Here is a 20102-nt window from a genome sequence, read left to right on the forward strand (position 1 = left end):
GATCGCGAGCGGGCCGGTGCCGTACGACTGGAGGGAGCCCGGATGCGGGTCGCGCTGTTCGCCACCTGCGTCAACGACGCGCTCTTCCCCGCCACCGCGGTCGCCACCGTGCGGCTGCTGGAACGCCTCGGCGTGGCGGTGGACTTCCCCGCCGGACAGACCTGCTGCGGCCAGCCGCAGTACAACACCGGCTACCGGAGGGCCTGCGAACCGCTGGTGCGGCGCACCGCGCGGGCCTTCGCCGGGTACGACCACGTGGTCACCCCCTCCGGTTCCTGCGTGGCGATGGTCCGCGACCACTATCCGCGGCTCGGCGCCCGGGCCGCCGAGGAGGGCCGGGGCGGCGAACTGGCCGCGCTCGCCGCCGACCTGGCGCCCCGGGTGTACGAGCTGACCGAGTTCCTGACCGACGTGCTCGGCGTCGAGGACGTCGGCGCGCACTTCCCGCACACCGTCACCTACCACCCCTCCTGCCACGGCCTGCGGCTGCTCGGCCTGGGCGAGCGCCCGCGCCGACTGCTGGGCGCCGTCCGGGGCTTGGAGCTGGTCGAGCTGCCCGGCGCCGAGGAGTGCTGCGGCTTCGGCGGCACCTTCGCGGTCAAGAACCCGGCGGTCTCGGCCGCGATGGCCGCCGACAAGATCGCGAACGCCCTGGGCACCGGCGCCCGGGTGCTGTGCGGCGCCGACAACTCCTGCCTGCTGCACCTCGACGGCACACTGCGCCGCCGGGGCGAGGCGCTGCGCACGCTGCACCTGGCGGAGATCCTGGCCAGCACCGAGGAACACCCCTGGAGGCCCGCGTGACCGGCACCTTCCTCGGCCTGCCCGCCTTCCCCGAGGCCGCCGCCCGGGCCGTCCGGGACGAGCGGCTGCGCGCCAACCTGCGGCACGCCACCCACACCATCCGCGACAAACGGGCCCGGGCGGTCGCCGAACTCGCCGACTGGGCGGAGCTGCGCGCCGCCGGGGCGGCGATCAAGGACCACGCGCTGCGCCACCTCGACCGCTACCTGACGCAGTTGGAGGAGTCCGTCACGGCTGCCGGCGGCACCGTGCACTGGGCCGCCGACGCCGAGGAGGCCAACCGGATCGTCGCCGACCTGGTCCGGGCCACCGGGGAGAGCGAGGTCGTCAAGGTCAAGTCGATGGCCACCCAGGAGATCGGGCTGAACGAGGCGCTCGCCGCCGAGGGCATCACCGCCTACGAGACCGATCTCGCCGAACTGGTCGTCCAGTTGGGCGACGACCGCCCCTCGCACATCCTGGTGCCCGCGATCCACCGCGACCGCGCCGAGATCCGGGAGGTCTTCGCCGAGCGGATGGCCGCCTGGGGCCGCCCGGCGCCCGAGGGCCTGACCGACTCCCCCGCCGAACTCGCCGAGGCCGCCCGGCTGCACCTGCGGGAGAAGTTCCTGCGCGCCCGGGTGGCCGTCTCCGGCGCCAACTTCATGGTCGCCGAGACCGGCACCCTGGTCGTCGTCGAGTCCGAGGGCAACGGCCGGATGTGCCTCACCCTGCCGCGCACGCTGATCTCCGTGGTCGGGATCGAGAAGGTCGTGCCGACCTGGCGGGACCTGGAGGTCTTCCTCCAACTGCTGCCCCGCTCCTCCACCGCCGAGCGGATGAACCCGTACACCTCGATGTGGACGGGCACGAGCGAGGGCGACGGCCCGTCCGAGTTCCACCTGGTGCTGCTGGACAACGGCCGCACCGCCGCGCTCGCCGACCGGGTCGGGCGCCAGACCCTGCGCTGCATCCGCTGCTCGGCCTGCCTGAACGTCTGCCCGGTGTACGAGCGGGCCGGCGGCCACGCCTACGGCTCGGTGTACCCGGGGCCGATCGGCGCCGTCCTGACGCCCCAACTGCGCGGCACCGCGAGCCCGGTGGACGCCTCGCTGCCGTACGCCTCCTCGCTCTGCGGGGCCTGCTACGAGGTGTGCCCGGTGGCGATCGACATCCCCGAGGTGCTGGTGCACCTGCGCGAGCGGGTCGTCGAGCGGGGCGGGCACCCGCTGGAGCGGGCGGCGGTGGCGGCGGCCGGGTACGTGCTGGACCACCCGGCGGCGCTCGCGGCCGCCGAGCGGCTGGCCGGGCGCACCCGCGCGCTGCGCCCGCGTCGGCTGCCCGGGCCCGGCCGGGCCTGGACCGACACCCGGGACCTGCCGGAGGTGCCCGCCGAACCGTTCCGCGACTGGTGGCGGAGGAACCGCGCATGAGCGCACGGGAGTCGATCCTCGCCCGGATCCGGGCCGCGCTCGGCGACACCGCCGGGGACGCCGGGGCCGGCGGGGCGAACGGGCAGCCGTTGCCGCGCGACTACCTGACGGCGCACGTGCCGCCGGACGACCCGGCGGCCCTGGTCGACCTGCTGCACCGCAACCTGGCCGACTACCGGGCCCTGGTGCACCGGTGCCGCGAGGACGAACTGCCGCAGCGGATCGCCGGGTTGCTGGCCGGACGGGGCAGCCGGACGGTCGCCGTGCCGGACGGGCTGCCGGCCGGCTGGCTGGCGGCGGCCGCCTCCGCCGTCGAACTCGTCCCGGACCACGGGACGCTCACCGCCGCCCGGCTGGACGCCGTGGACAGCGTGGTCACCGGCTGCCGGCTGGCCGTCGCCGAGACCGGGACGATCGTGCTGGACGCCGGTCCGGGCCAGGGTCGGCGGCTGCTCTCGCTCGTCCCCGACCACCACGTGTGCGTCGTCCGGGTGCCCGAGCAGGTCGTCGCCTCGGTGCCGCTCGCGCTGCCCCGGCTGGATCCCCGACGGCCGCAGACCTGGATCTCGGGGCCGTCCGCGACCAGCGACATCGAACTCGACCGGGTGGAGGGGGTGCACGGCCCGCGCACCCTGGAGGTGCTGCTGGTCGGCCCGGAGCTCAGGCCGGCCTGAGCTCCAGCGTGCAGCACTTGGCCCCACCGCCGCCCTTGAGCAGCTCGGAGACGTCCACCGGGATCGGCTCGTAACCGTGCTCGGCGAGGCGGCCGGCCAGGTTCTTGGCCGTCTCGGGCAGCAGCACCCGGCGGCCGTCCGAGACGGCGTTGAGTCCGAACACCTCGGCGTCGGCGCGGTCGGCGAGGATCGCGTCCGGGTGGAGCGTGCGCAGCACGGCGCGGCTCTCGGCGTCGAAGGCCTCCGGGTAGTACATGACGTGGTCGTCGGCGAGGACGGCCAGCGCGGTGTCCAGGTGGTAGAAGCGCGGGTCGACCAGCTTCAGGCTGACCACCGGCACGCCGAACAGCTCGCCCGCCTCGGCGTGCGCGGCGCGCGAACTGCGGAAGCCCGTCCCGGCGAGCACCCGGCCGCCCACCACCAGGTGGTCGCCCTCGCCCTCGTTGACATGCCCGGCGCGGCGCACCTCGCGGTAGCCGTGCGCCCGGAACCAGGCCTGGTAGGCGTCCGACTCGGCGGCGCGCTCCGGGTGGCGGAAGGTCGCCACCAGGGCCCGGCCGTCCAGCACGGTCGCGCCGTTGGCGGCGTAGACCATGTCCGGCAGCCCGGGCAGCGGGTCGATCAGCTCGACGGTGTGGCCGAGGCGGCGGTAGGTCCGGTGGAGCCGCTCCCACTGGCGCAGCGCGAGCGCGGTGTCGGTGGGCTGGGCCGGGTCCATCCACGGATTGATCGCGTAGTCCACGGTGAAGTGCGTCGGGCGGCACATCAGGTAGCGCCGTGGCCGCGCGGTGCGCTCCGGGGTCTGCGAGGGCATGGCTCAACCGTCCTTGGATCACGGGGAGGTCCGGGTTCCGCCGGTACGGAACGCCGCTCTGTTGCAGAGGCGGCTGCCCCGGCGGCACCGTTCGCACACCCGCGCGGGCGCCCCCGGTGGACGCACGCCCCCGCGCACCCGGCGCGAGCACCGGCGCACGGACGCTCCGGCTGCGGGCCGCCACGCGAGGGAGGCGACGGAAGGGCGCGGGAGGGAACGGAAGGGGACGGAAGGTGACGAGCGGGACCGAAGACCGTACGTGGTCCATCTCACGTGCCGCCAGGGGCACCTACGGTGGCGTAGGTCACTTGATGAGGTGAACTATCTCTTTCATGCCGAACCTCCAGGAGACCCTTCACCTCAGTTCGTACGCCGCCCTCGGGGACAGCTTCACCGAAGGCCTGAACGACCCCGGTGTCGACGGCGGGTTCGCCGGGTGGGCCGACCGCCTGGCCGGAATGCTCGCCGACGGGCGCCCCCCGGGCACGTTCCGCTACGCCAACCTCGCGGTGCGCGGCCGGCTGCTGGACCAGATCGCGGCCGAGCAGGTGCCGCAGGCCGAGCGGCTCCAGCCCGACCTGGTCACCTTCTGCGCCGGCGGCAACGACATCCTGCGGCCGGGCAGCGACCCGGACGAGGTCGCCGAGCGCTTCGAGGCGGCCGTCGTCCGCCTCGCCGCCTCCGCCGGGACGGTGCTGATCTGCACCGGCTTCGACACCCGCGACGTGCCGCTGCTCAAGCACCTGCGCGGCAAGATCGCGACCTACAACGGGCACATGCGGGCCGTCGCCGACCGCAACGGCTGCACGGTGGCCGACCTGTGGTCGCTGCGCGCGGTGCAGGACCGCCGCGCGTGGAGCGAGGACCGCCTGCACCTGTCCGGCGACGGACACCAGCGGGTCGCCCTGCTGGCCGCCCGCTCGCTGGGCCTGGCGACCGAGCAGGACCCGGAGGCGCCGTGGCCGGACGCCCCCGCGCTCACCCCCGCCGACCAGCGGCGGGAGAACCTCCAGTGGGCCCGCGAGCACCTGATCCCGTGGGTCGGCCGGCGCCTGCGCGGCGAGTCCTCCGGCGACCACGTCGAGGCCAAGCGGCCCGATCTGCTGCCGCTCTGACGTTCCGTCAGGCACTCGTCAGGCCTGTCGGGCCGCTCCGTCGGGGGTCGCGGGGCGCACGCTCCGCGCCGCCCGGCGGAGCAGCGCCGCCCGGTGGAGCAGCGCCGCCCGGTGGAGCAGCCCGGCACCGGCCGCGCCGACCAGGTACCAGAGCAGGTCCGGCGGGTTGAAGGTCGAGCCGAGGACCAGCCGGACCAGCGTGCTGCGGCGCCCCCAGGCGTCCGGCAGCCCGGTGATCTGGAACAGTTCCACGGCCCAGCTCAGCGCGGCCGCCGAGGCGGCGGCGCGGGCCGGGCGCACGCGCGGAACGGCCGCCACGATCAGGGCGTACAGCAGGACGGTGTAGAGCGCGTCCCCCGCGTCCTTGGCGACGGCCCCGCCGGCCACCGCCCGCACCCCCAGCCCGGAAGCCACCGTCAGCACCGCCGCCACCCCTGCCGCCGCCCGGACACGCAGGTTCCCCCGAAGATCATCCACCCGCCCACGCTACCCCGGCCCGGGCGGTGCCGGTCCGCACCCCTGATCCTTCGACAGGCGGCGCATCTCACCCGCCCCGCCGGAACCACCGCGCGGCCCCGGACGTCACTCCCCCCGTGAACCATCCGCGCAGGTCGCGGGCAGGTAAGGACCGGAAGGGACGGGCGGGGCGCGGTGGCGCGAAAGACCGAGGCAGTGGACGGGGCGGAGCCGAGAGCGGCGGAGGGCCGGGGCGGACCGGGGCTGGTGGCGCAGCGGAGCGCGGGCGGTACGGGCAGTGCGGACGGGCAGGGCCGGCGCGGGTTCGCGGTGACCGGGTTCGCGCCGGCGCAGGACGGGCGGGCACGGGAGCGGGGCAAGGAGCTGCGGGCGCGGGTGCCCCGGGAGCGGCACGCGGAGTTCGCGGTGACCCCCGGGCGGCCGACGGCCGTGGAGGCGATCGAGACCTCGAACGCGGGCCGGATCGCCGAGTTGGTGGCGATCCGGGTGGGGCGGATGGCCGCCACGCCGTTCGCGTTCCTGCGCGGCTCGGCCGGACTGATGGCGGCCGACCTCGCGGGGACGCCGGTGACCGGGGTGGACGCGCAGCTGTGCGGGGACGCGCACGCCGCCAACTTCGGCCTGTACGGCGACGCCCGTGGCCAACTGGTCATGGACATCAACGACTTCGACGAGACCGTGCCCGGCCCGTGGGAGTGGGACCTGAAGCGGCTCGCCGCCAGCCTGGTGCTGGCCGGCCGGGAGACCGGCGCGAGCGAGACCACCGCGCGCGCGGCCGCCCAGCACGTGGCCGGCGCGTACCGCCGCACGATGCGCACGCTCGCCAAGCTGCCCGCGCTGGACGCCTGGAACGCCGTCGCCGACGAGCAGTTGGTCTCCTTCGCGGAGGCGCACGACCTCGCCGACGTGCTGCGCAAGGTCGGCGCCAAGGCGCTCGGCAACACCAGCGCGAAGTTCGCCGCCCGCAGCACCTCCCGTACGGAGGAGGGCGGTTGGCGGTTCACGGCCGCTCCCCCGGTGCTCACCGAGGTGACCGACGCGACCGCCCGGGCGGTCGCCGACGCGCTCGGCCGCTACGTGGAGACGGTGCCCGCCGAGGTGCGCACGCTGCTGTCCCGGTACCGGGTGCAGGACGTGGCGTTCCGGGTGGTGGGCACCGGCAGCGTGGGCACCCGCTCGTACGTGGTGCTGCTCACCGACCACCGGGACCAGCCGTTGGTGCTGCAGGTGAAGGAGGCCCGCCCGTCGGCGCTGCTGCCCTACCTGCCGCAGGCGGCGCAGGGCGACGGCCACGAGGGCCGCCGGGTGGTGCTCGGCCAGAAGCACATGCAGGTGGTCAGCGACACCCTGCTGGGCTGGACGACCGTCGACGGACTCCCCTACCAGGTGCGGCAGTTCCGCAACCGCAAGGGCAGTGTCGACCCGGCCGCGCTGCTGCCGTCGCAGCTGGACGACTACGCGCGGATCACCGGCGCCCTGCTGGCCCGGGCGCACGCGCACACCGCCGACCCGGGCCTGCTGGCCGGGTACTGCGGCAAGGGCGAGGCGCTGGACGAGGCGGTCGCGGCGTTCGCCGTCGGCTACGCGGACCGCACCGAGGCGGACCACGCCGACCTGCTCGCGGCGGTGCGCAGCGGGCGGCTGCCCGCCGAGCACGGCATCTGATCCTCGGAGCCTCGGCGTCGGGGGCCCGGGTTCTCGGCTTCTCGGCGTCGGGGCCCGGGTTCTCGGCTTCTCGGCGTCGGGGCCCGGGTTCTCGGCTTCTCGGCGTCGGGGCCCGGGTTCTCGGCTTCTCGGCGTCGGGGGCCCGGGTTCTCGGCTTCTCGGCGTCGGGGGCCCGGGTTCTCGGCTTCTCGGCGTCGGGTTCTCGGTCTCGGGGCCTCGCGACCCCGGCGGGCGAGGAACGGCGCCACCACGGCGACGAGTCCCCGGGCCGGGCACCGTGTACCAGGTGCCCGGCCCCGACGGTGACGAGCCGGCAGTCCGGGATCAGCCGCGCGAGTTCGGCGATCCGTTCCGTACGTCGGTCATGCCGACCACCGTACGATCCGGCGGTCCGCTCACGGACGGGTGTTCGTCCTCGGCTCGGCCGGTGTCCCGCCGGCGGAGGGGAGGTCGCCCCGGTCCGGCGCGACCGGCCCGCCCGCGCGCTGCTCCCGCGCGGTGGCGCGGCCCGCGAGGACCGAGGCCGGCACCGCGAGTCCGGCCACCGCCGCGCAGACCACGCTCGCGGCGAGGAAGGCGGAGCGGTGCCCGCCGCCGCCGGCGGTCTCCCGCAGGTAGACGCCGGACAGCGCCGAGACCGCGACGGCCGCCGCGATCCGCTGCGCCATCTGCAGGATCGCCCCGCTCACCCCCGCCGCCTCGGCGGGCGCGTGCCGCAGCACGTAGGCCTGGTTGGTGGACGCCATCAGGCCGATCGAGGCGCCGCCGAGGAGCTGCAGCAGCGCCAGCAGCCAGGGCAGGACGGCGGCGGACGCCCAGTGCGCGACCAGTCCGGCGGCCAGCATGGTCAGGGCCGAACCGGTCATGCCGGCGGTGACGGTGCGCCGGCCGAAGCGCTGGACGACCCGCCAGGCGAGCGCGGAGGCGACGCCCATCGCGACGGCGGAGGGCAGCGCGACCAGCGCGGCACCCATCGGGGAGAGCCCCAGGCCGTCTTGCAGGAACATGGTCAGGACCAGCGAGGCGGCCAGCGAGGAGCCGAACTGGGCCATCGCCGTCACCGTGCCGAGCGCGTACGGCGCGGAGCGGGTGAGCGCGGGGTGGATCAGCGGGTGACCGCCGGCCCGGGCGTAGCGGCGCTGCCACCGGACGAGCGCGCCGACCAGCAGGAGGGCGGCGGCCGCGAAGGCCAGCCGGCCGGTCGGTCCCGGCGGCCGGACGAAGGGCAGCATCAGGACCAGGGTGAGCGCGCCGACCAGCAGCAGGCCGACCGGGTCGAGATTCGCCTGCCGAGCACTGGGCCGGGGCTCGGGCAGGTGGCGGACCGCCAGGGCGACGGTGGCCAGGCCGAACGGGACGTTGAGCAGGAAGGTCAGCCGCCAGCCGAGTTCGGGGCCGGCAGCCGCCAGCACCGCGCCGCCGATCGGCGGGCCGAGGGCGAAGGCCAGACCACCGGTGACGGCGTACATGCCGAGGGCACGGGCCCGCAGCCGGCCGTCGAAGACGTCCTGGAGGGTGCCGATCATCTGGGAGTTGACCAGGCCCGCGCCCGCTCCCTGGACCAGCCGGGCGGCGATCAGCACGCCCGGCTCGGCGGCCGTCGCGGAGACCAGGCTGACCAGGGTGAACAGGGCGAGCCCGGAGACGAAGAACCACTTGCGGCCCTTGACGTCGCCGAGCCGCCCACCGGGTATCAGCGCCAAGCCGAAGGCGAGCGAGTACCCGGCGACGATCCACTGCAGGTCGGCGGGCCCGGCGTGCAGGCTCGCGCGCAGGGCGGGGATCGAGGTGTTGAGCACGGACTGGTCGAGCAGCGTGGTGAAACCGCCCGCGACGCAGACCAGCAGGACGCGGCGCCCGGCCGCGTCGAAGCGTTCCCCGGCCATCGGCCCGGTGGTGGTACTCACGGCTCGACCACCACCAGGGCGTACCGGGCGTCGCCGGGGCCGAGGCTGCGGAACCGGCTGGTGCCGGCGACGTAGCGCAGACAGTCGCCGGGGGCGAGCAGCTGCGGCTCGCCGTCCACGGTCAGCTCCAACACGCCCTCGAACAGCCAGAGGTGGTGCTCCCGGCCGGGCACGCAGGCGCGGTCGTACGCGATGTCGGCGCCGGCGGGCAGCCGGCCCTCGATGACCTCCGCCCGCAGCGAGCCGTGCGGCGGCGACACCGACCGGCGCACGAAGCCGGTGGTCTCGTCCCGCCACACCTGCTGCTCCCCGGCCCGCACCAGTCGGGCCGGGCCCGCCGCCTCCACCTCGGCGAGCAGCCGCGACATCGTCCGCCCGTAGACGGCGCACAGCCGCCCGAGCAGCGCCGCCGTCGGGCTGACCTCCGCCCGCTCCACCCGGGACAGCGTCGACCGGCTGACGTCCGCCAGCCGGGCCAACTCCTCCAAGGTCCACCCGCGTTCGAGCCGCAGCTCGGCGAGCCGCTGCGCGAGCCGCTCGTCGGCGGCCGTGTCGATTCCCATATTCGCGATGCTATCCCGGATATGGGATCCACTCGCCGGGGTGTCGGTGGCGACGGGGTTACGACGGGGTCGGCAGTGGCGGGACGGGCGGTGCCGGGGCGCGCGAAGGGGCGGGCGGCGCGGTTGGCGGCGGCAGCGGCGGGGCAGGCGACACCGTGGCCGCGCAACGGGGTTGACGGCGCCGAGGCAGGCGGCGGGGGGGGAGCTGCGGCCCCGGCGACAGCGGCCCCGCGGTCCCGCCCTCGACCCCGGCACCCGGACGGTGCGCGGCTTCGCGGTTGCGAGCCTTCGACCCGGCCCACGGTCGCGACCGGTACGGCGCCCCGCAGCGCGCGGCGCGGCGCGGCCCGGCGGCGCGTCCCGGCGACGCGGCCCGGCGGCGCGGCGGTGGGCCACGGGCCCCGGGGGAAGCACCGCCCGGTGGGCGTGAGGCAGTACGAGGAGATCGGCCGCTGATCATATGATGTCCGGCGAATCGCGGCCGGTCAGCGGCCCGAAGGGCGAGGGGGACGATCATGTTCGGCATCATCAGACCGTGCAGGCACCGGCTGTCCGAACGGCTGCAGGCGTCCTGGATGGCCCACCTGTGCGGGCTCTGCCTCGCGCTGCGCGACGACCACGGACAGCTCGCCCGGACCGCCACCAACTACGACGGCCTGATCATCTCCGTGCTGGTCGAGGCCCAGGCCGCCCGCGAGGACTCCTCCTGGCGCCGGACCGCCGGCCCCTGCCCGCTGCGCGGCATGCGGACCGCCTCGGTCGCCAAGGGCGAGGGCGCCCGGCTCGCCGCCGCCGTCTCGCTCGCGCTCGCCTCGGTGAAGATCCGCGACCACGTCGAGGACCGCGACGGCGTCTTCGCCCGCCGTCCGGTCGCCGCCGGGGCCCGGGCGGTCACCCGGCGCTGGGACCGGCAGAGCGCCGGCAGCGCCTCCACGGTCGGCTTCGACACCGCCGTCCTGCTCGAAGCCGCCTCCCGCCAGGGCGAGTTGGAACGCTCGCTGCGGCCCGGCGGATCCGTCCTGCTGGTCACCGAACCCACCGAGACGGCCACCTCGGCGGCCTTCGCGCACACCGCCGTGATCGCCGGCCGCCCCGGCAACGCCGCCCCGCTCGCCGAGGCCGGGCGCCTGTTCGGCCGGCTCGCCCACCTCCTCGACGCCGCCGAGGACCAGGCCGCCGACGCCGCCTCCGGCGCCTGGAACCCGCTGACCGCCACCGGCACCGACCGCGCCGAGGCCGAGCGGCTCTGCCGGGACGCCGTCCACGGCATCCGGCTCGCGCTGCGCGAGGTCGAGCTGAGCGACCGGGCGCTGGTCCACGTCCTGCTCGCGCACGAGACCGAGAGCGCCGTCGACCGGGTCTTCGGGACGGGGCACGCGGCGAACTGCCGCACCAGGGGCGGCGTGGAGCACGGCCCGGCCGGCGGCGCCGGGGCCGAGCACCCGCACCAGGCACCGTCCCACCAGGCACCGCCCGGCCAGGACCCGGGCGCGCCGGTCCCGCCGTGGATCCCGCAGGGCCCCGGCTTCACCCCGCCCGGCTCGAAGCCGCCGCACCCCCGCAACCTGCTCGCCGGGTGCGCGGTGTGGGCGCTGATGGCCTGCACCTGCCAGTTGCTCTGCTGCGAACACAACGACCCGTTCAGCCGCGAGCGCCGCAAGGGCTTCTGCGAGCGGCACGACTGCTGCGACTGCTGCGACTCCTGCAGCGGTTGCGACGGGTGCGGCGACTGCTGCAGTTGCTGTGACGGCTGCGACTGCTGCGACTGCGGGTGCGACTGCTGATGTACCGTCAGTCGGCTCCGGCCTCCGACCGCACCGCCTGCGCCGCCCGCTCCTGATCGACCGTCACCGGCCCGGAGTGCCCCCGCAGCACCCCGGGCCGGTCCGCGCCCCCGCGTTCCGGCCGCTCGCCCTCGCCGCGCCGCCACAACGGAACCACCGCCACCGGGCGCCACTCGGCGAGCTCAGGCATCGCGGCCCGCCGCCTCCCGGTCCGTCACCAGCGAATGCTCCAGCCTCGCCAGCAACCGCCGGAACCGCTCGGCGTCCTGCTCCGTCATCCGACCCTCGGGCACTGCCCCCGGCCGTTCGGCCGCTCTCTCGTCCATGCGCCCGAGGCTAGGCGGCGACGATCAATGGCCGATAAACGCCGCCGCCGCGGCCGCGGACGACCGCCTATTTTTATTAGGAAAGTTTCCTTACCTTCTGGACCCCTGCGGGTTCCCCGTCCTACGCTGCTGCCGCGAGCTCGCGCTCTTCCCCCCACGGAGATCGGAGCACCTCCATGCGCGTTTCCCGAACCACCCACCACCTCGCCGCCGTTGCCGCGACGGCCGCTCTCGTCGCCGGTGCGACGTGGGCCGTCGCACCGGCACAGGCGGCGCCCGACACCGCGCCCGACCACACGGTCACGGCCGTGGCCGCGACCGCCGCATCCCCCCAGGTCCAGCGGCTGTCCGCCGGCGGGCTGACGCCCGACCAGCGGCGCCGGGCCGACCAGCTGATCAGCGTCTTCGAGAACAGCACCACCGAGATCCAGTACGGCTACGCCGAGAACATCGGGGACGGCCGGGGCGTGACCGCCGGCCGGGCCGGCTTCACCACCAACGACGGTGACGCGCTCAAGGTCGTCCGCGCCTACACCACCGTTTCCCCCGACAACCCGCTCGCCCGCTTCGTCCCCGAGCTGGAACGCCTGGCCGCGTCCGGCAGCGGGGAGACCGGCGGCCTGCCCGAGGACGAGTACATCGCCGCCTGGAAGCAGGCCGCCGAGGACCCCGCCTTCCGGCGGGTCCAGGACGACCAGGTCGACCAGCGGTACTTCACCCCCGCGATGGACCAGGCCGACCGGCTCGGCCTCACCACCGCCCTGGCCCGCGCCGAGCTCTACGACGCCTCCATCCAGCACGGCAACGGCGGCGAGTACGACGCCCTGCCCGCGCTCATCGCCCGGACCACCGGCAGGGTCGGCTCGCCGTCGGCCGCCGGGGAGCGCGCCTGGCTGGACGCCTTCTTCGAGGTCCGGATCGACGACCTGACCAACCCCGCCAACTCCTCCACCGCCGACGAGTGGCGCAAGTCGGTCGACCGCGTCGAGTGCCTGCGCCGGATCGCCGCCACCGGCAACCAGGACCTCGACGGCCCGTTCACCATCACGGCCTTCGGCTCCGCCTACACCATCGACTGACGTCACCGACCGCCGAACCGTCGGCCGCCCGGCCGCTGCTACCCCGCGAGCGCGGCGTCCAGCAGCAGCCGGGCGGCCTCCCTGGCGTCGGCGGCGGCCGTCGGGTCGCCGTGGACGGCGGCGGTGGTGATGGCGCCCTCGGCGAGCAGGGTCAGGTGGACGGCGGTGGCGGGCGGGGCGCCGGCGGCCTCGACCAGTCCGGCGACGTAGCCGCCGAACTCCTCCTTGTGGTGCCGCGCGGCGGCCGCGACGACGGGCGTGGTGGCACCCAGTTCGCCGAAGGAGTTGACGAACGCGCAGCCGCGGAAGCCGGGTTCGGCGAACCACAGGCCGAGCCAGTCGTAGACCGCGAGCAGTTGCTCCCGGGGCGGGCCGCCGGCCCGGGAGACGTGCCCGGCGAGGCTCGCCCGCCAGCGGCCGTCACGGCGCAGCAGGTAGGCCTCGACCAGGTCGTTCTTGGACGGGAAGTGCTGGTACAGGCGGCGCATCGTCATGCCGGAGGCGGCCCGGACGGCGTCCATGCCGACCGCCTGGATGCCCTGCCCGTAGAACAGCTCCTCGGCCGCGTCGAGGATCCGGGTCCGCGGGTCTTCGTGCTCCATCTGCCGTGCCCTTTGCGCGAGAACGATAGTTCTCCTATCGTAGCCACGAAAGTGAGAACGATCGTTCTCGCCGGTGGAATACCCGTTCCCGAGGAGTTCACCCATGACCGAACAGCGCGACGGACGACGCGACGGACAGCGCCCGCCCCTGCCCCCGTTCACGACGGCGACCGCCCGGCAGAAGGTCCGGGCCGCCGAGGACGCCTGGAACACCCGCGACCCGCAGCGCGTCGCCCTCGCCTACACGCCCGACAGCCGCTGGCGCAACCGCGCCGAGTTCCTCACCGGCCGCGGGCCGATCGCCGAGTTCCTCACCCGCAAGTGGCAGCGCGAGCTGGACTACCGCCTGATCAAGGAACTCTGGGCGCACGACGGCGACCGCATCGCGGTCCGCTTCGCCTACGAGTGGCACGACGACGCCGGCCGGTGGTACCGCTCCTACGGCAACGAGAACTGGGAGTTCGCCCCGGACGGTCTGATGGCCCGGCGGCACGCCTCCATCAACGACCTGCCGATCGCCCCCGAGGAACGCCTGTTCCACTGGCCGCTCGGCCGCCGCCCCGACGACCACCCCGGCCTCACCGAGCTCGGCCTCTGAGCGCTCCGCCCGGCGCCCGGGCGTCCGGCCGTCCGGGCCTCCACCCCAGGGCCACTGACGCCGCTTCGGGGCGTCGGACGACGCTGTTCCACGCCTGTGACACGTCGTGAACCGGTCTTTGACCTCCCGCTGGGACGCTTCGTTCTCGAAAGCGAACAGCACCCGAGGGGGACCCGGAAATGTCCGCGCGCAACAGATTCGGCACCGCCGCCGCGATCGCCCTGATGACCACCGTCGGCGCGGTCCTGCTCTCCGCCTGCGGCCCCGAGAACACCGACACCGGTCCCTCCGCTGCTCCGACCGGCGCCGCCCCCGGCTCGACCGTCCCCGGCTCGGCGGCGCCCGGGTCGGCCGCGCCCGGCTCCCCGTCCCGCTCCGGCAGCCCCGCGCCGGGCGGCAAGGTGGTCAACGGCACCTCCGCCGCCAACCACCTCACCATCAGCACCGGCGCCCGGATTACAGCACCCGGGTCCCGGTGACCGCGTACTCGTAGTCCCCGAACCCGACCACCGCGCCCAGCCCGCCGCGCGCCGCCCCGCGGACGGCGGCCGACGTCAGCTCGTCGGCCGCGTCCTCGGCGGTCGCCCGCCGCCGGGCGTTCGGGCGGGCCAGGTACGGGCAGAGCATCGACGCGTAGAGCATGCACGCCCGGTGCCCGGGGCCCTCCATGGTCGGTGCGAGGTTCCGGTACGGCGTCCCGGCCGCGAGCGCCCCGGCGATCGCGGCGCTCTCGGCGGGCCCCACGACCCGCCACACCGGCCCGCGCTCCATGAATCCGCCGCACACCGAACAGCGGCGCTCCAGGGCGCAGTCGGCGCTGCGTCCGTGGTCGGTCAGGGCGAACTGCGGCTCGCCCCCGCGCCACGGCGTGATCGCCGGCACCGGGTACCCCCGACCGTCCCGCGGGCGCGCCCTCACACCGTCCGGCATCGGCACACGTTCGAATCGCACGCCCCCATCGATACCAGGGACGGGCCCGGCCGGTCGAGACCCCTGTCCGGTCGACCCCTGTCCGGTCGACGCCGTCCGACCGACCGGGACGGGCCCGGGACGGCGGCCGTTCGTCCGCCGTCCCGGACCCGGGCTCAGCTCAAGCCCTGATCACCGCGGTTCAGTTCCAGATGCCGCTGATGTCGCTCGCGGTGGCCGCGTTGCCCGCGTGTCCGGCGGCACCGGACAGGTCCTCCAGGGTGCGCAGCACGTCGTAGTGGGTGTAGGTGGTGGCGGAGCTGCTGCCGGGGGCGACGTGGGCGCCGTAGACCACGGTCGGGATGCGGTTGCCGGAGAGCTGGTTGTCCTCGTCGAAGGTGACGACCAGGAGGCTGTTGTGGGTCTGCGCCCAGGTGGCGTACGCGCCGAGGTTGTTCTTGATCCAGGTGTCGCCGGTGCTGACCGAGCAGTCGTGCATGTCGCTGCACAGGTTCGGCACCACGAAGGAGACGTTCGGCAGGGTGGTGTAGTCGGTCGGGAACTGCGCGAAGGTCTTGGCGCTGCTCAGCGGGACGTTGCCGAAGCCGAACCACGGGTTGTGCTTCTGGGCGTACTTGCCGCTGCTGCACACGGTGCTGCCCTGGCTGGGCAGGGTCTCGTTGTAGCTGGCCCAGGTCTTGCCGGCGGCGATCACCTCCGAGGCCAGGTTGGCGCTCTGGAAGCCGCCGACGGTCACACAGCTGTCGTCGACGCGGCCCTGGGTGGAGCCGGAGAACAGCGCGTAGTAGTTCGGCTCGCTCGGGTGGGTGATGCCGAAGGACTGGGTGAGGTTGGCGCCGCCCGCCTTCAGGGTGTTGTTGATGTACGGGGCGCTGCTGCTGCCGATGATCTGGGAGTAGGCGTGGTTCTCCATCACCACGACGATGATGTGGTCGGGCGTGGGCAGACCGGCCGCCTGCGCGGTGGTGGCGGTCGCCGCCCACAGGCCGGCGGAGGCGGCGACCAGGGCGACGGCGGAGCCGATCGCGGTCGCGGTGCGGCGCGATCGGGGCTTCGAGGGGTTCTGCGGGTTCAGGGGCTTCGTGGGCGAAGTCATGACAATTCCTCGGGTAGGGAGCGGCCCGTCGAGCCGCTCGGCTTGGGGGGGGTGAACCCCTGGCGTGCCGTTGGCGAGGTCGCCGGCGAGGGTCGACTCGATGGCGTTGAGCGCCCGAACAGCATGGAGCGCGGCCGTCGGCGCAGGTAGCCGACGGCAGGTGAAACCTTGGCTCCGGAGCGGGAAACGAACGGTGCGGCCGACCCGCCGGTGCCCGCAACGGACGATGCGGGCGAACCGGTTCACATTGCCTTCGGGCGCCCCGTCCGGTGATAGTGATCACCGATCGGCGCGGCCCGACGCCGCGTCACCTGATGAGAGAACCGAGGAACATGGCGAAGACCAGCCTTCTGCGTCCGCTCGCGGTGGCCGCCGCCGGTGTCGTGCTGGTGGCGACCGGCGCCGCACACGCCGCGGCAGCCGACAGCGGCACCGCCGGCGCGCCCGCCTCCGACCTCCCCGGCGTGCTCGCCGCCCTGCAGGCCACCAGCGCGGCCGGCGCCCCGGGCGCCTTCGCGGTGATCCGCGACCACGACGGCACGGACAACACCCGCTCGGTGTCGGTCGGCCGCGCCGACCTGGACGGGACCCCGATGAACTCCTCGTGGAGGTTCCGGGTCGGCAGCAACAGCAAGATGTTCACCGCCGTTCTCGTCATGCAGCTGGTGCAGGAGGGCCGGATCGACCTGGACAAGCCGCTGCGCGACTACCTGCCGGACGGCACCCTCCCGGCGGGCTGGGCGATGACGGGACGTCAGGTGATGGAGCACCGGGCGGGCATCTACGACCACACCAACGACCTGCTGGAGCAGGCCAGCGAGGAGACCACCAGCGCGTTCGAGGCGCGCATCCGCACCAAGGTGTACGACCCGCGCGACCTGGTCGCGATGTCCGTCAAGCACGGTGTGCAGTACACCCCCGGCAGCCGTTACTCCTACTCCAACACCGACTTCGTGCTGCTGGGCCTGGCGGTCGAGCACCTCACCGGCCAGCCGTTCGCGGAGGTGCTGAACGAGCGGATCATCCAGCCGCTCAGCCTGACCGGGACCTCCTTCGTGGTGCCCGACCAGCAGATCCAGGGCGCCCACGTCACCGGCTACCTCACCAACGACGACCGCAGCAAGCCGCTGCTGGACTCCACCCAGCAGACCGGCTCCTGGGTGTGGTCCGCCGGCGCCGTCATCTCCGACGCCGAGGACCTCGACCGCTTCCTCACCGCGCTGCTGGCCGGCGGCGAGGGCGGGCTGGTCTCGGACGACTCGCTGCGGCAGATGACCGCCGCCCTGCCGACGCCCACCGCGAAGATCTCCTACGGCCTGGGGCTGCGCCGCATCTCGCTCTCCTGCGGGGACGTGTACGGCCACGGCGGCATCGTGCAGGGGTTCCAGACCCAGTCCTTCGTGACCCAGGACGGGCGGCGCAGCGTGGTGGTCTTCGCCAACGCCTCCAACAACGGCGCGGTGACGCAGGGGCTGATGAACACGCTGGAGCCGGCCTTCTGCGGCAAGAAGCCCGCGGTCGCGCCGCGGTCGTTCTTCGCGCCGAAGGCGGACGTCGCGGGGGTCGACGCTCCGGGCACCGCCCCGGTGGCGGGGCTGCCGGTGGTGGAGGACACCCGGATCTGATCCACGGCGCCCGTCCTTCCCCGCCGTCGATCGGCGGGGCAGGGCGGGCGCTCGGTTCAGTGCCGCGGGAGCCCCGGTCGGGGGCCGTTCGCGCTGAGGTCGGTGAGCGCCTCGGTGAGCAGTTCCCGGGCCTCCTCGGCGCGGCCCTGTTCGATCAGCGCGGTGCCGAGTTCGGTCAGCGTCTTGGTCATGCTGTCCGGCCGGCCGACCGCCTCGAAGTGCACCAGGGCCTGCCGGTAGGCCTTCTCGGCGGCCGGCCAGCGCTTCGACGCCGCGCGGTCCAGCCCCAGTTCGTGCGCGGTCATGGCCGCCAGCAGGTTCATCAGCGGCTCCGACCAGCGCTCGACCAGCTCCAGCGCGCCCGCCAGGGCCCGTCGCCGGGTGTCCACCGCCTCCTCGGCCCGGCCGGACTCGCGCAGGCAGTTGGCGGCGCCGCGCAGGGTGACCAGCCGGCCGATCATCGCGGAGCGGTTGTCGACCTGGGCGAAGGCCTCCGCGGCCCGCTGGAAGGCGTCGGTCGCCTCGCGGTGGCGCCGCAGGTACCGCAGGCCGGAGGCGAGGTAGGTGAGCGCCCAGCCCTGCTGCTCACGGTCCCCCAGCTCCTGGGCCAACTCCATTGCTCCGGAGGCCAGTTCGATGCCGCGCTGGTAGCGGTGCAGACAGGTGACGTACGTCCAGGCCAGGTAGTTGACGTGCACCGCCTCGGCCTGCCGGTCGCCGAGCGCGCGGGCGGCGTCCGCCGAGAGCTGGAACACCTCCGCCCAGATCCCCCAGCTCAGCAGCCGGTCCGAGAACCAGTGCATGGCCTCGGCGGTGTCCACCACCTCCCGGTACCGGCCGGCCCGCTGCGCGTGGCGCAGGGCGGCCAGCCACTCCGGGTGCTCGTACTCCAGCCAGTACGCCGCCTCGGTGAGGTGCGCGGACGTGGAGCCGGTGGCCCCGGTGGGGTCCGTGGTGGCGTCCTCGGTGGTGTCCTTGCCGACGCCCGTGGTGGCGCCCTCGGCGGCGGCCCTGGGGAGGCCCTTGGCGTGCTCCGGGTCGAAGCGCAGCCCGTAGGCGACGGCCCGGTCGAGGATCCGGCGGCCGGCCCGGGTACGGGCCTCGGCCAGCTCCTCGGGCGTCTCGTCGACGCCGAGCCGCTCGCCCGCGTAGAGCCGCACCAGGTCGTGCAGGCGGTAGCGGTCCGGGGCGGCCGGCTGCACCAGTCCGGCGTCGACCAACTGCTCCAGCAGCAGCTCGGTCCGGGCCGGCGAACAGCCCGCGTAGTCGGCGGCGACGGCCGCCGTGAAATCCGGTCCGGCGGTCAACGCGCAGCGCCGGAGCACCAGTCGGGACTCGGCCGGCAACCGCCGGTAGGACAGCTCGAAGGCCGGACGGACCGCCAGGTCGCCGGTCTCCAGCAGGTCCAGCCGGTTCTCCTCGGCGGCCAGTTGGCGCACCAGGTGGGCGACCGGCTGCTGCGGCCGGGCGACCAGCCGCTGCCCGGCGATCCGCAGCGCGAGCGGCAGGTAGCCGCAGAGCCGGGCCAGTTCGGCGGTGGCGTCGGGCGCGGCCTCGATCCGCTCCGGGCCGGCGATCCGGGCCAGCAGCCCGGCCGCCTCGGCCGGGGCGAGCACGTCCAGGCTCAGCCGGTGCACGGACTCCAGGCCGGGCAGCGCGTTGCGGCTGGTCACGATGGTCACGGCCGGTCCGGAGCCGGGCAGCAACGGGCGCACCTGGCTCTCGTCCGCGGCGTCGTCCAGCACCAGGACCAGCCGCCGCTCCCGCACCAGGGCCCGGTAGAGGCCGGCCCGCTCCTCCGTCCCGGCGGGCACCGCCGCGTCCTCGACGCCCAGGGCGCGCAGCACCTGGCCGAGGGCGTCCCGGGCGGGCAGCGGCCGGGCCGACATGCCGCCGAGATCGAGGGAGAGCTGGCCGTCCGGGAAGCGGGACGCCAGGGTGTGGGCGGCGTGCAGGGCGAAGGCCGTCTTGCCGAGACCGGGCTGACCGCTGACCAGCACCACCCGGGGGTGAGCGGGCCGGTCCCCCGAGGCGAGGCCGATCAGCGCCGCGAGGACGCCCTCCCGGGCGGTGAAGTCGGCGATGTCCCGGGGCAGGGCGAGGGCGCTCTGGCGCGCGCCGACGGGCGGCGCCTGACCGGCCTGTGCCCGGGGCCCGGCCGGATCCCGGGGCCCGGCCTGGGCCACGACCCGCCCCGGGCCCGGCCGGACACCGCGCGGACGCCCGGAGTGCGCGGCCCGGTCCAGCGCCTCCGCCGGCTCCCCGGCCAGGCCCAGGGCGACGGCCAGGGCCCGCACGGTGCGCCGCTGCGGCCCGCGGGTGCGGCCGCGCTCCATGTCCCCGAGGGCCCGCAGGCTGACCCCGGCGGCCGCGGCCAGCTCCTCCTGGGTCAGCCCGGCCGCCACCCGGTGCCCGGCCAGCAGGCGGCTGAACTCGCCCACGTCCGCACCGGCTCCGACACCGTCTCCAGCCGCCATGCCCCGCTCCCACTCCCTCGGTCCTGCCACTTCCGCACTTCTGCCTGGACTCGCGCCGGCGGTCGGCGGCAGGCAGAACTGCGCCCGGGTGGCGGAACTCCCCGTACCCGGTCGTCCGTCGACGCCTCCTCCCAGCTCGGGCGGGCTGTCCGGG

20 protein-coding genes are annotated in these 20102 nt (G+C 75.1%); 10 read left to right on the top strand and 10 right to left on the bottom strand.

The window, feature by feature from the left end:
* Positions 1-42 precede the first annotated feature (42 nt).
* Genes AB0Q99_RS18525 through AB0Q99_RS18535 form a run of 3 tightly spaced genes read left to right on the top strand, consistent with a single transcriptional unit; the run spans position 43 to position 2890 of the window.
* The gene (locus AB0Q99_RS18525; protein WP_363573017.1) at positions 43-804 is read left to right on the top strand and encodes a (Fe-S)-binding protein; all 762 of its coding nucleotides are present in this window, start codon (positions 43-45) and stop codon (positions 802-804) included.
* A complete protein-coding gene (locus AB0Q99_RS18530; RefSeq protein WP_363573019.1) occupies positions 801-2216 on the top strand; it encodes a lactate utilization protein B in 1416 nt (471 codons plus the stop codon). Before AB0Q99_RS18525 ends, AB0Q99_RS18530 begins: the two co-directional genes overlap by 4 nt.
* Complete coding sequence (locus tag AB0Q99_RS18535) at positions 2213-2890, top strand: LUD domain-containing protein (protein ID WP_363573021.1); 678 nt, start codon at positions 2213-2215, stop codon at positions 2888-2890. The genes AB0Q99_RS18530 and AB0Q99_RS18535 overlap by 4 nt, the downstream gene beginning before the upstream one ends.
* On the opposite strand, the gene ddaH is transcribed toward AB0Q99_RS18535, so the two are convergent.
* Complete coding sequence (gene ddaH, locus AB0Q99_RS18540) at positions 2877-3704, bottom strand: dimethylargininase (RefSeq protein WP_363573023.1); 828 nt, start codon at positions 3702-3704, stop codon at positions 2877-2879. The two genes, AB0Q99_RS18535 and ddaH, sit on opposite strands and share 14 nt — an antisense overlap.
* A gap of 332 nt (positions 3705-4036) precedes the next feature.
* Here ddaH and AB0Q99_RS18545 point away from each other — a divergent pair, with 332 nt between their 5' ends.
* Positions 4037-4819 carry an SGNH/GDSL hydrolase family protein gene (locus AB0Q99_RS18545; RefSeq protein WP_363573025.1) on the top strand — a complete coding sequence of 261 codons (783 nt, stop codon included), beginning with the start codon at positions 4037-4039 and terminating at the stop codon, positions 4817-4819.
* Positions 4820-4837: 18 nt separating this feature from the next.
* Here AB0Q99_RS18545 and AB0Q99_RS18550 read toward each other — a convergent pair whose 3' ends face one another.
* Positions 4838-5296 (bottom strand): DUF2809 domain-containing protein, encoded by a 459-nt coding sequence (locus AB0Q99_RS18550; protein WP_363573027.1) that lies wholly within the window; start codon positions 5294-5296, stop codon positions 4838-4840.
* 309 nt (positions 5297-5605) lie between these two features.
* Between AB0Q99_RS18550 and AB0Q99_RS18555 the strand changes: the two genes are divergently transcribed.
* A complete protein-coding gene (locus AB0Q99_RS18555) occupies positions 5606-6961 on the top strand; it encodes a DUF2252 domain-containing protein (protein WP_363573232.1) in 1356 nt (451 codons plus the stop codon).
* Positions 6962-7356: 395 nt separating this feature from the next.
* Here AB0Q99_RS18555 and AB0Q99_RS18560 read toward each other — a convergent pair whose 3' ends face one another.
* Together AB0Q99_RS18560 and AB0Q99_RS18565 are read right to left on the bottom strand one after the other, a co-directional pair.
* The gene (locus AB0Q99_RS18560; protein ID WP_363573029.1) at positions 7357-8868 is read right to left on the bottom strand and encodes an MFS transporter; all 1512 of its coding nucleotides are present in this window, start codon (positions 8866-8868) and stop codon (positions 7357-7359) included.
* Positions 8865-9431 carry an XRE family transcriptional regulator gene (locus AB0Q99_RS18565; protein WP_363573031.1) on the bottom strand — a complete coding sequence of 189 codons (567 nt, stop codon included), beginning with the start codon at positions 9429-9431 and terminating at the stop codon, positions 8865-8867. Before AB0Q99_RS18565 ends, AB0Q99_RS18560 begins: the two co-directional genes overlap by 4 nt.
* Positions 9432-9946: 515 nt before the next feature.
* Between AB0Q99_RS18565 and AB0Q99_RS18570 the strand changes: the two genes are divergently transcribed.
* Positions 9947-11215 carry a DUF5685 family protein gene (locus AB0Q99_RS18570; protein WP_363573033.1) on the top strand — a complete coding sequence of 423 codons (1269 nt, stop codon included), beginning with the start codon at positions 9947-9949 and terminating at the stop codon, positions 11213-11215.
* Positions 11216-11222: 7 nt separating this feature from the next.
* Here the strand turns inward: AB0Q99_RS18570 and AB0Q99_RS18575 are convergent, their stop codons facing one another.
* Both AB0Q99_RS18575 and AB0Q99_RS18580 read right to left on the bottom strand, forming a co-directional pair.
* A complete protein-coding gene (locus AB0Q99_RS18575) occupies positions 11223-11405 on the bottom strand; it encodes a hypothetical protein (RefSeq protein ID WP_363573035.1) in 183 nt (60 codons plus the stop codon).
* A complete protein-coding gene (locus AB0Q99_RS18580) occupies positions 11398-11541 on the bottom strand; it encodes a hypothetical protein (RefSeq protein WP_363573036.1) in 144 nt (47 codons plus the stop codon). The genes AB0Q99_RS18575 and AB0Q99_RS18580 overlap by 8 nt, the downstream gene beginning before the upstream one ends.
* A gap of 176 nt (positions 11542-11717) precedes the next feature.
* Here AB0Q99_RS18580 and AB0Q99_RS18585 point away from each other — a divergent pair, with 176 nt between their 5' ends.
* Entirely contained in the window at positions 11718-12620 is a 903-nt protein-coding gene (locus AB0Q99_RS18585) for a chitosanase (RefSeq protein ID WP_363573038.1), read from the top strand.
* 38 nt (positions 12621-12658) lie between these two features.
* On the opposite strand, the gene AB0Q99_RS18590 is transcribed toward AB0Q99_RS18585, so the two are convergent.
* Positions 12659-13222 carry a TetR/AcrR family transcriptional regulator gene (locus AB0Q99_RS18590; protein WP_363573040.1) on the bottom strand — a complete coding sequence of 188 codons (564 nt, stop codon included), beginning with the start codon at positions 13220-13222 and terminating at the stop codon, positions 12659-12661.
* A gap of 103 nt (positions 13223-13325) precedes the next feature.
* Between AB0Q99_RS18590 and AB0Q99_RS18595 the strand changes: the two genes are divergently transcribed.
* Both AB0Q99_RS18595 and AB0Q99_RS18600 read left to right on the top strand, forming a co-directional pair.
* A complete protein-coding gene (locus AB0Q99_RS18595; protein ID WP_363573042.1) occupies positions 13326-13820 on the top strand; it encodes a nuclear transport factor 2 family protein in 495 nt (164 codons plus the stop codon).
* A 179-nt stretch (positions 13821-13999) separates the two neighbouring features.
* Positions 14000-14299 carry a hypothetical protein gene (locus tag AB0Q99_RS18600; protein WP_363573044.1) on the top strand — a complete coding sequence of 100 codons (300 nt, stop codon included), beginning with the start codon at positions 14000-14002 and terminating at the stop codon, positions 14297-14299.
* Here AB0Q99_RS18600 and AB0Q99_RS18605 read toward each other — a convergent pair.
* Positions 14277-14771, bottom strand: a complete 495-nt coding sequence (locus AB0Q99_RS18605; protein ID WP_363573046.1) for a hypothetical protein — start codon at positions 14769-14771, stop codon at positions 14277-14279. The two genes, AB0Q99_RS18600 and AB0Q99_RS18605, sit on opposite strands and share 23 nt — an antisense overlap.
* A gap of 160 nt (positions 14772-14931) precedes the next feature.
* A complete protein-coding gene (locus tag AB0Q99_RS18610) occupies positions 14932-15846 on the bottom strand; it encodes an alkaline phosphatase family protein (RefSeq protein WP_363573048.1) in 915 nt (304 codons plus the stop codon).
* 332 nt (positions 15847-16178) lie between these two features.
* Here AB0Q99_RS18610 and AB0Q99_RS18615 point away from each other — a divergent pair, with 332 nt between their 5' ends.
* Complete coding sequence (locus tag AB0Q99_RS18615; RefSeq protein ID WP_363573050.1) at positions 16179-17471, top strand: serine hydrolase domain-containing protein; 1293 nt, start codon at positions 16179-16181, stop codon at positions 17469-17471.
* 56 nt (positions 17472-17527) lie between these two features.
* Here AB0Q99_RS18615 and AB0Q99_RS18620 read toward each other — a convergent pair whose 3' ends face one another.
* Positions 17528-19948, bottom strand: coding sequence for a tetratricopeptide repeat protein (locus AB0Q99_RS18620; protein ID WP_363573052.1), 2421 nt, complete (start codon positions 19946-19948; stop codon positions 17528-17530).
* Positions 19949-20102 lie beyond the last annotated feature (154 nt).

The organism is Kitasatospora sp. NPDC086791, assembly GCF_040685975.1.
Classification (GTDB): Bacteria; Actinomycetota; Actinomycetes; order Streptomycetales; family Streptomycetaceae; genus Kitasatospora.

Bases quoted from the DNA above. Each gene is read 5' to 3' on its own strand.
- AB0Q99_RS18525 (WP_363573017.1), top strand. From the start codon at position 43: ATGCGGGTCGCGCTGTTCGCCACCTGCGTCAACGACGCGCTCTTCCCC.
- AB0Q99_RS18535 (WP_363573021.1), top strand. From the start codon at position 2,213: ATGAGCGCACGGGAGTCGATCCTCGCCCGGATCCGGGCCGCGCTCGGC.
- ddaH (WP_363573023.1), bottom strand. From the start codon at position 3,704: ATGCCCTCGCAGACCCCGGAGCGCACCGCGCGGCCACGGCGCTACCTG.
- AB0Q99_RS18545 (WP_363573025.1), top strand. From the start codon at position 4,037: ATGCCGAACCTCCAGGAGACCCTTCACCTCAGTTCGTACGCCGCCCTC.
- AB0Q99_RS18565 (WP_363573031.1), bottom strand. From the start codon at position 9,431: ATGGGAATCGACACGGCCGCCGACGAGCGGCTCGCGCAGCGGCTCGCC.
- AB0Q99_RS18570 (WP_363573033.1), top strand. From the start codon at position 9,947: ATGTTCGGCATCATCAGACCGTGCAGGCACCGGCTGTCCGAACGGCTG.
- AB0Q99_RS18575 (WP_363573035.1), bottom strand. From the start codon at position 11,405: ATGCCTGAGCTCGCCGAGTGGCGCCCGGTGGCGGTGGTTCCGTTGTGG.
- AB0Q99_RS18580 (WP_363573036.1), bottom strand. From the start codon at position 11,541: ATGGACGAGAGAGCGGCCGAACGGCCGGGGGCAGTGCCCGAGGGTCGG.
- AB0Q99_RS18585 (WP_363573038.1), top strand. From the start codon at position 11,718: ATGCGCGTTTCCCGAACCACCCACCACCTCGCCGCCGTTGCCGCGACG.
- AB0Q99_RS18590 (WP_363573040.1), bottom strand. From the start codon at position 13,222: ATGGAGCACGAAGACCCGCGGACCCGGATCCTCGACGCGGCCGAGGAG.
- AB0Q99_RS18595 (WP_363573042.1), top strand. From the start codon at position 13,326: ATGACCGAACAGCGCGACGGACGACGCGACGGACAGCGCCCGCCCCTG.
- AB0Q99_RS18600 (WP_363573044.1), top strand. From the start codon at position 14,000: ATGTCCGCGCGCAACAGATTCGGCACCGCCGCCGCGATCGCCCTGATG.
- AB0Q99_RS18610 (WP_363573048.1), bottom strand. From the start codon at position 15,846: ATGACTTCGCCCACGAAGCCCCTGAACCCGCAGAACCCCTCGAAGCCC.
- AB0Q99_RS18615 (WP_363573050.1), top strand. From the start codon at position 16,179: ATGGCGAAGACCAGCCTTCTGCGTCCGCTCGCGGTGGCCGCCGCCGGT.
- AB0Q99_RS18620 (WP_363573052.1), bottom strand. From the start codon at position 19,948: ATGGCGGCTGGAGACGGTGTCGGAGCCGGTGCGGACGTGGGCGAGTTC.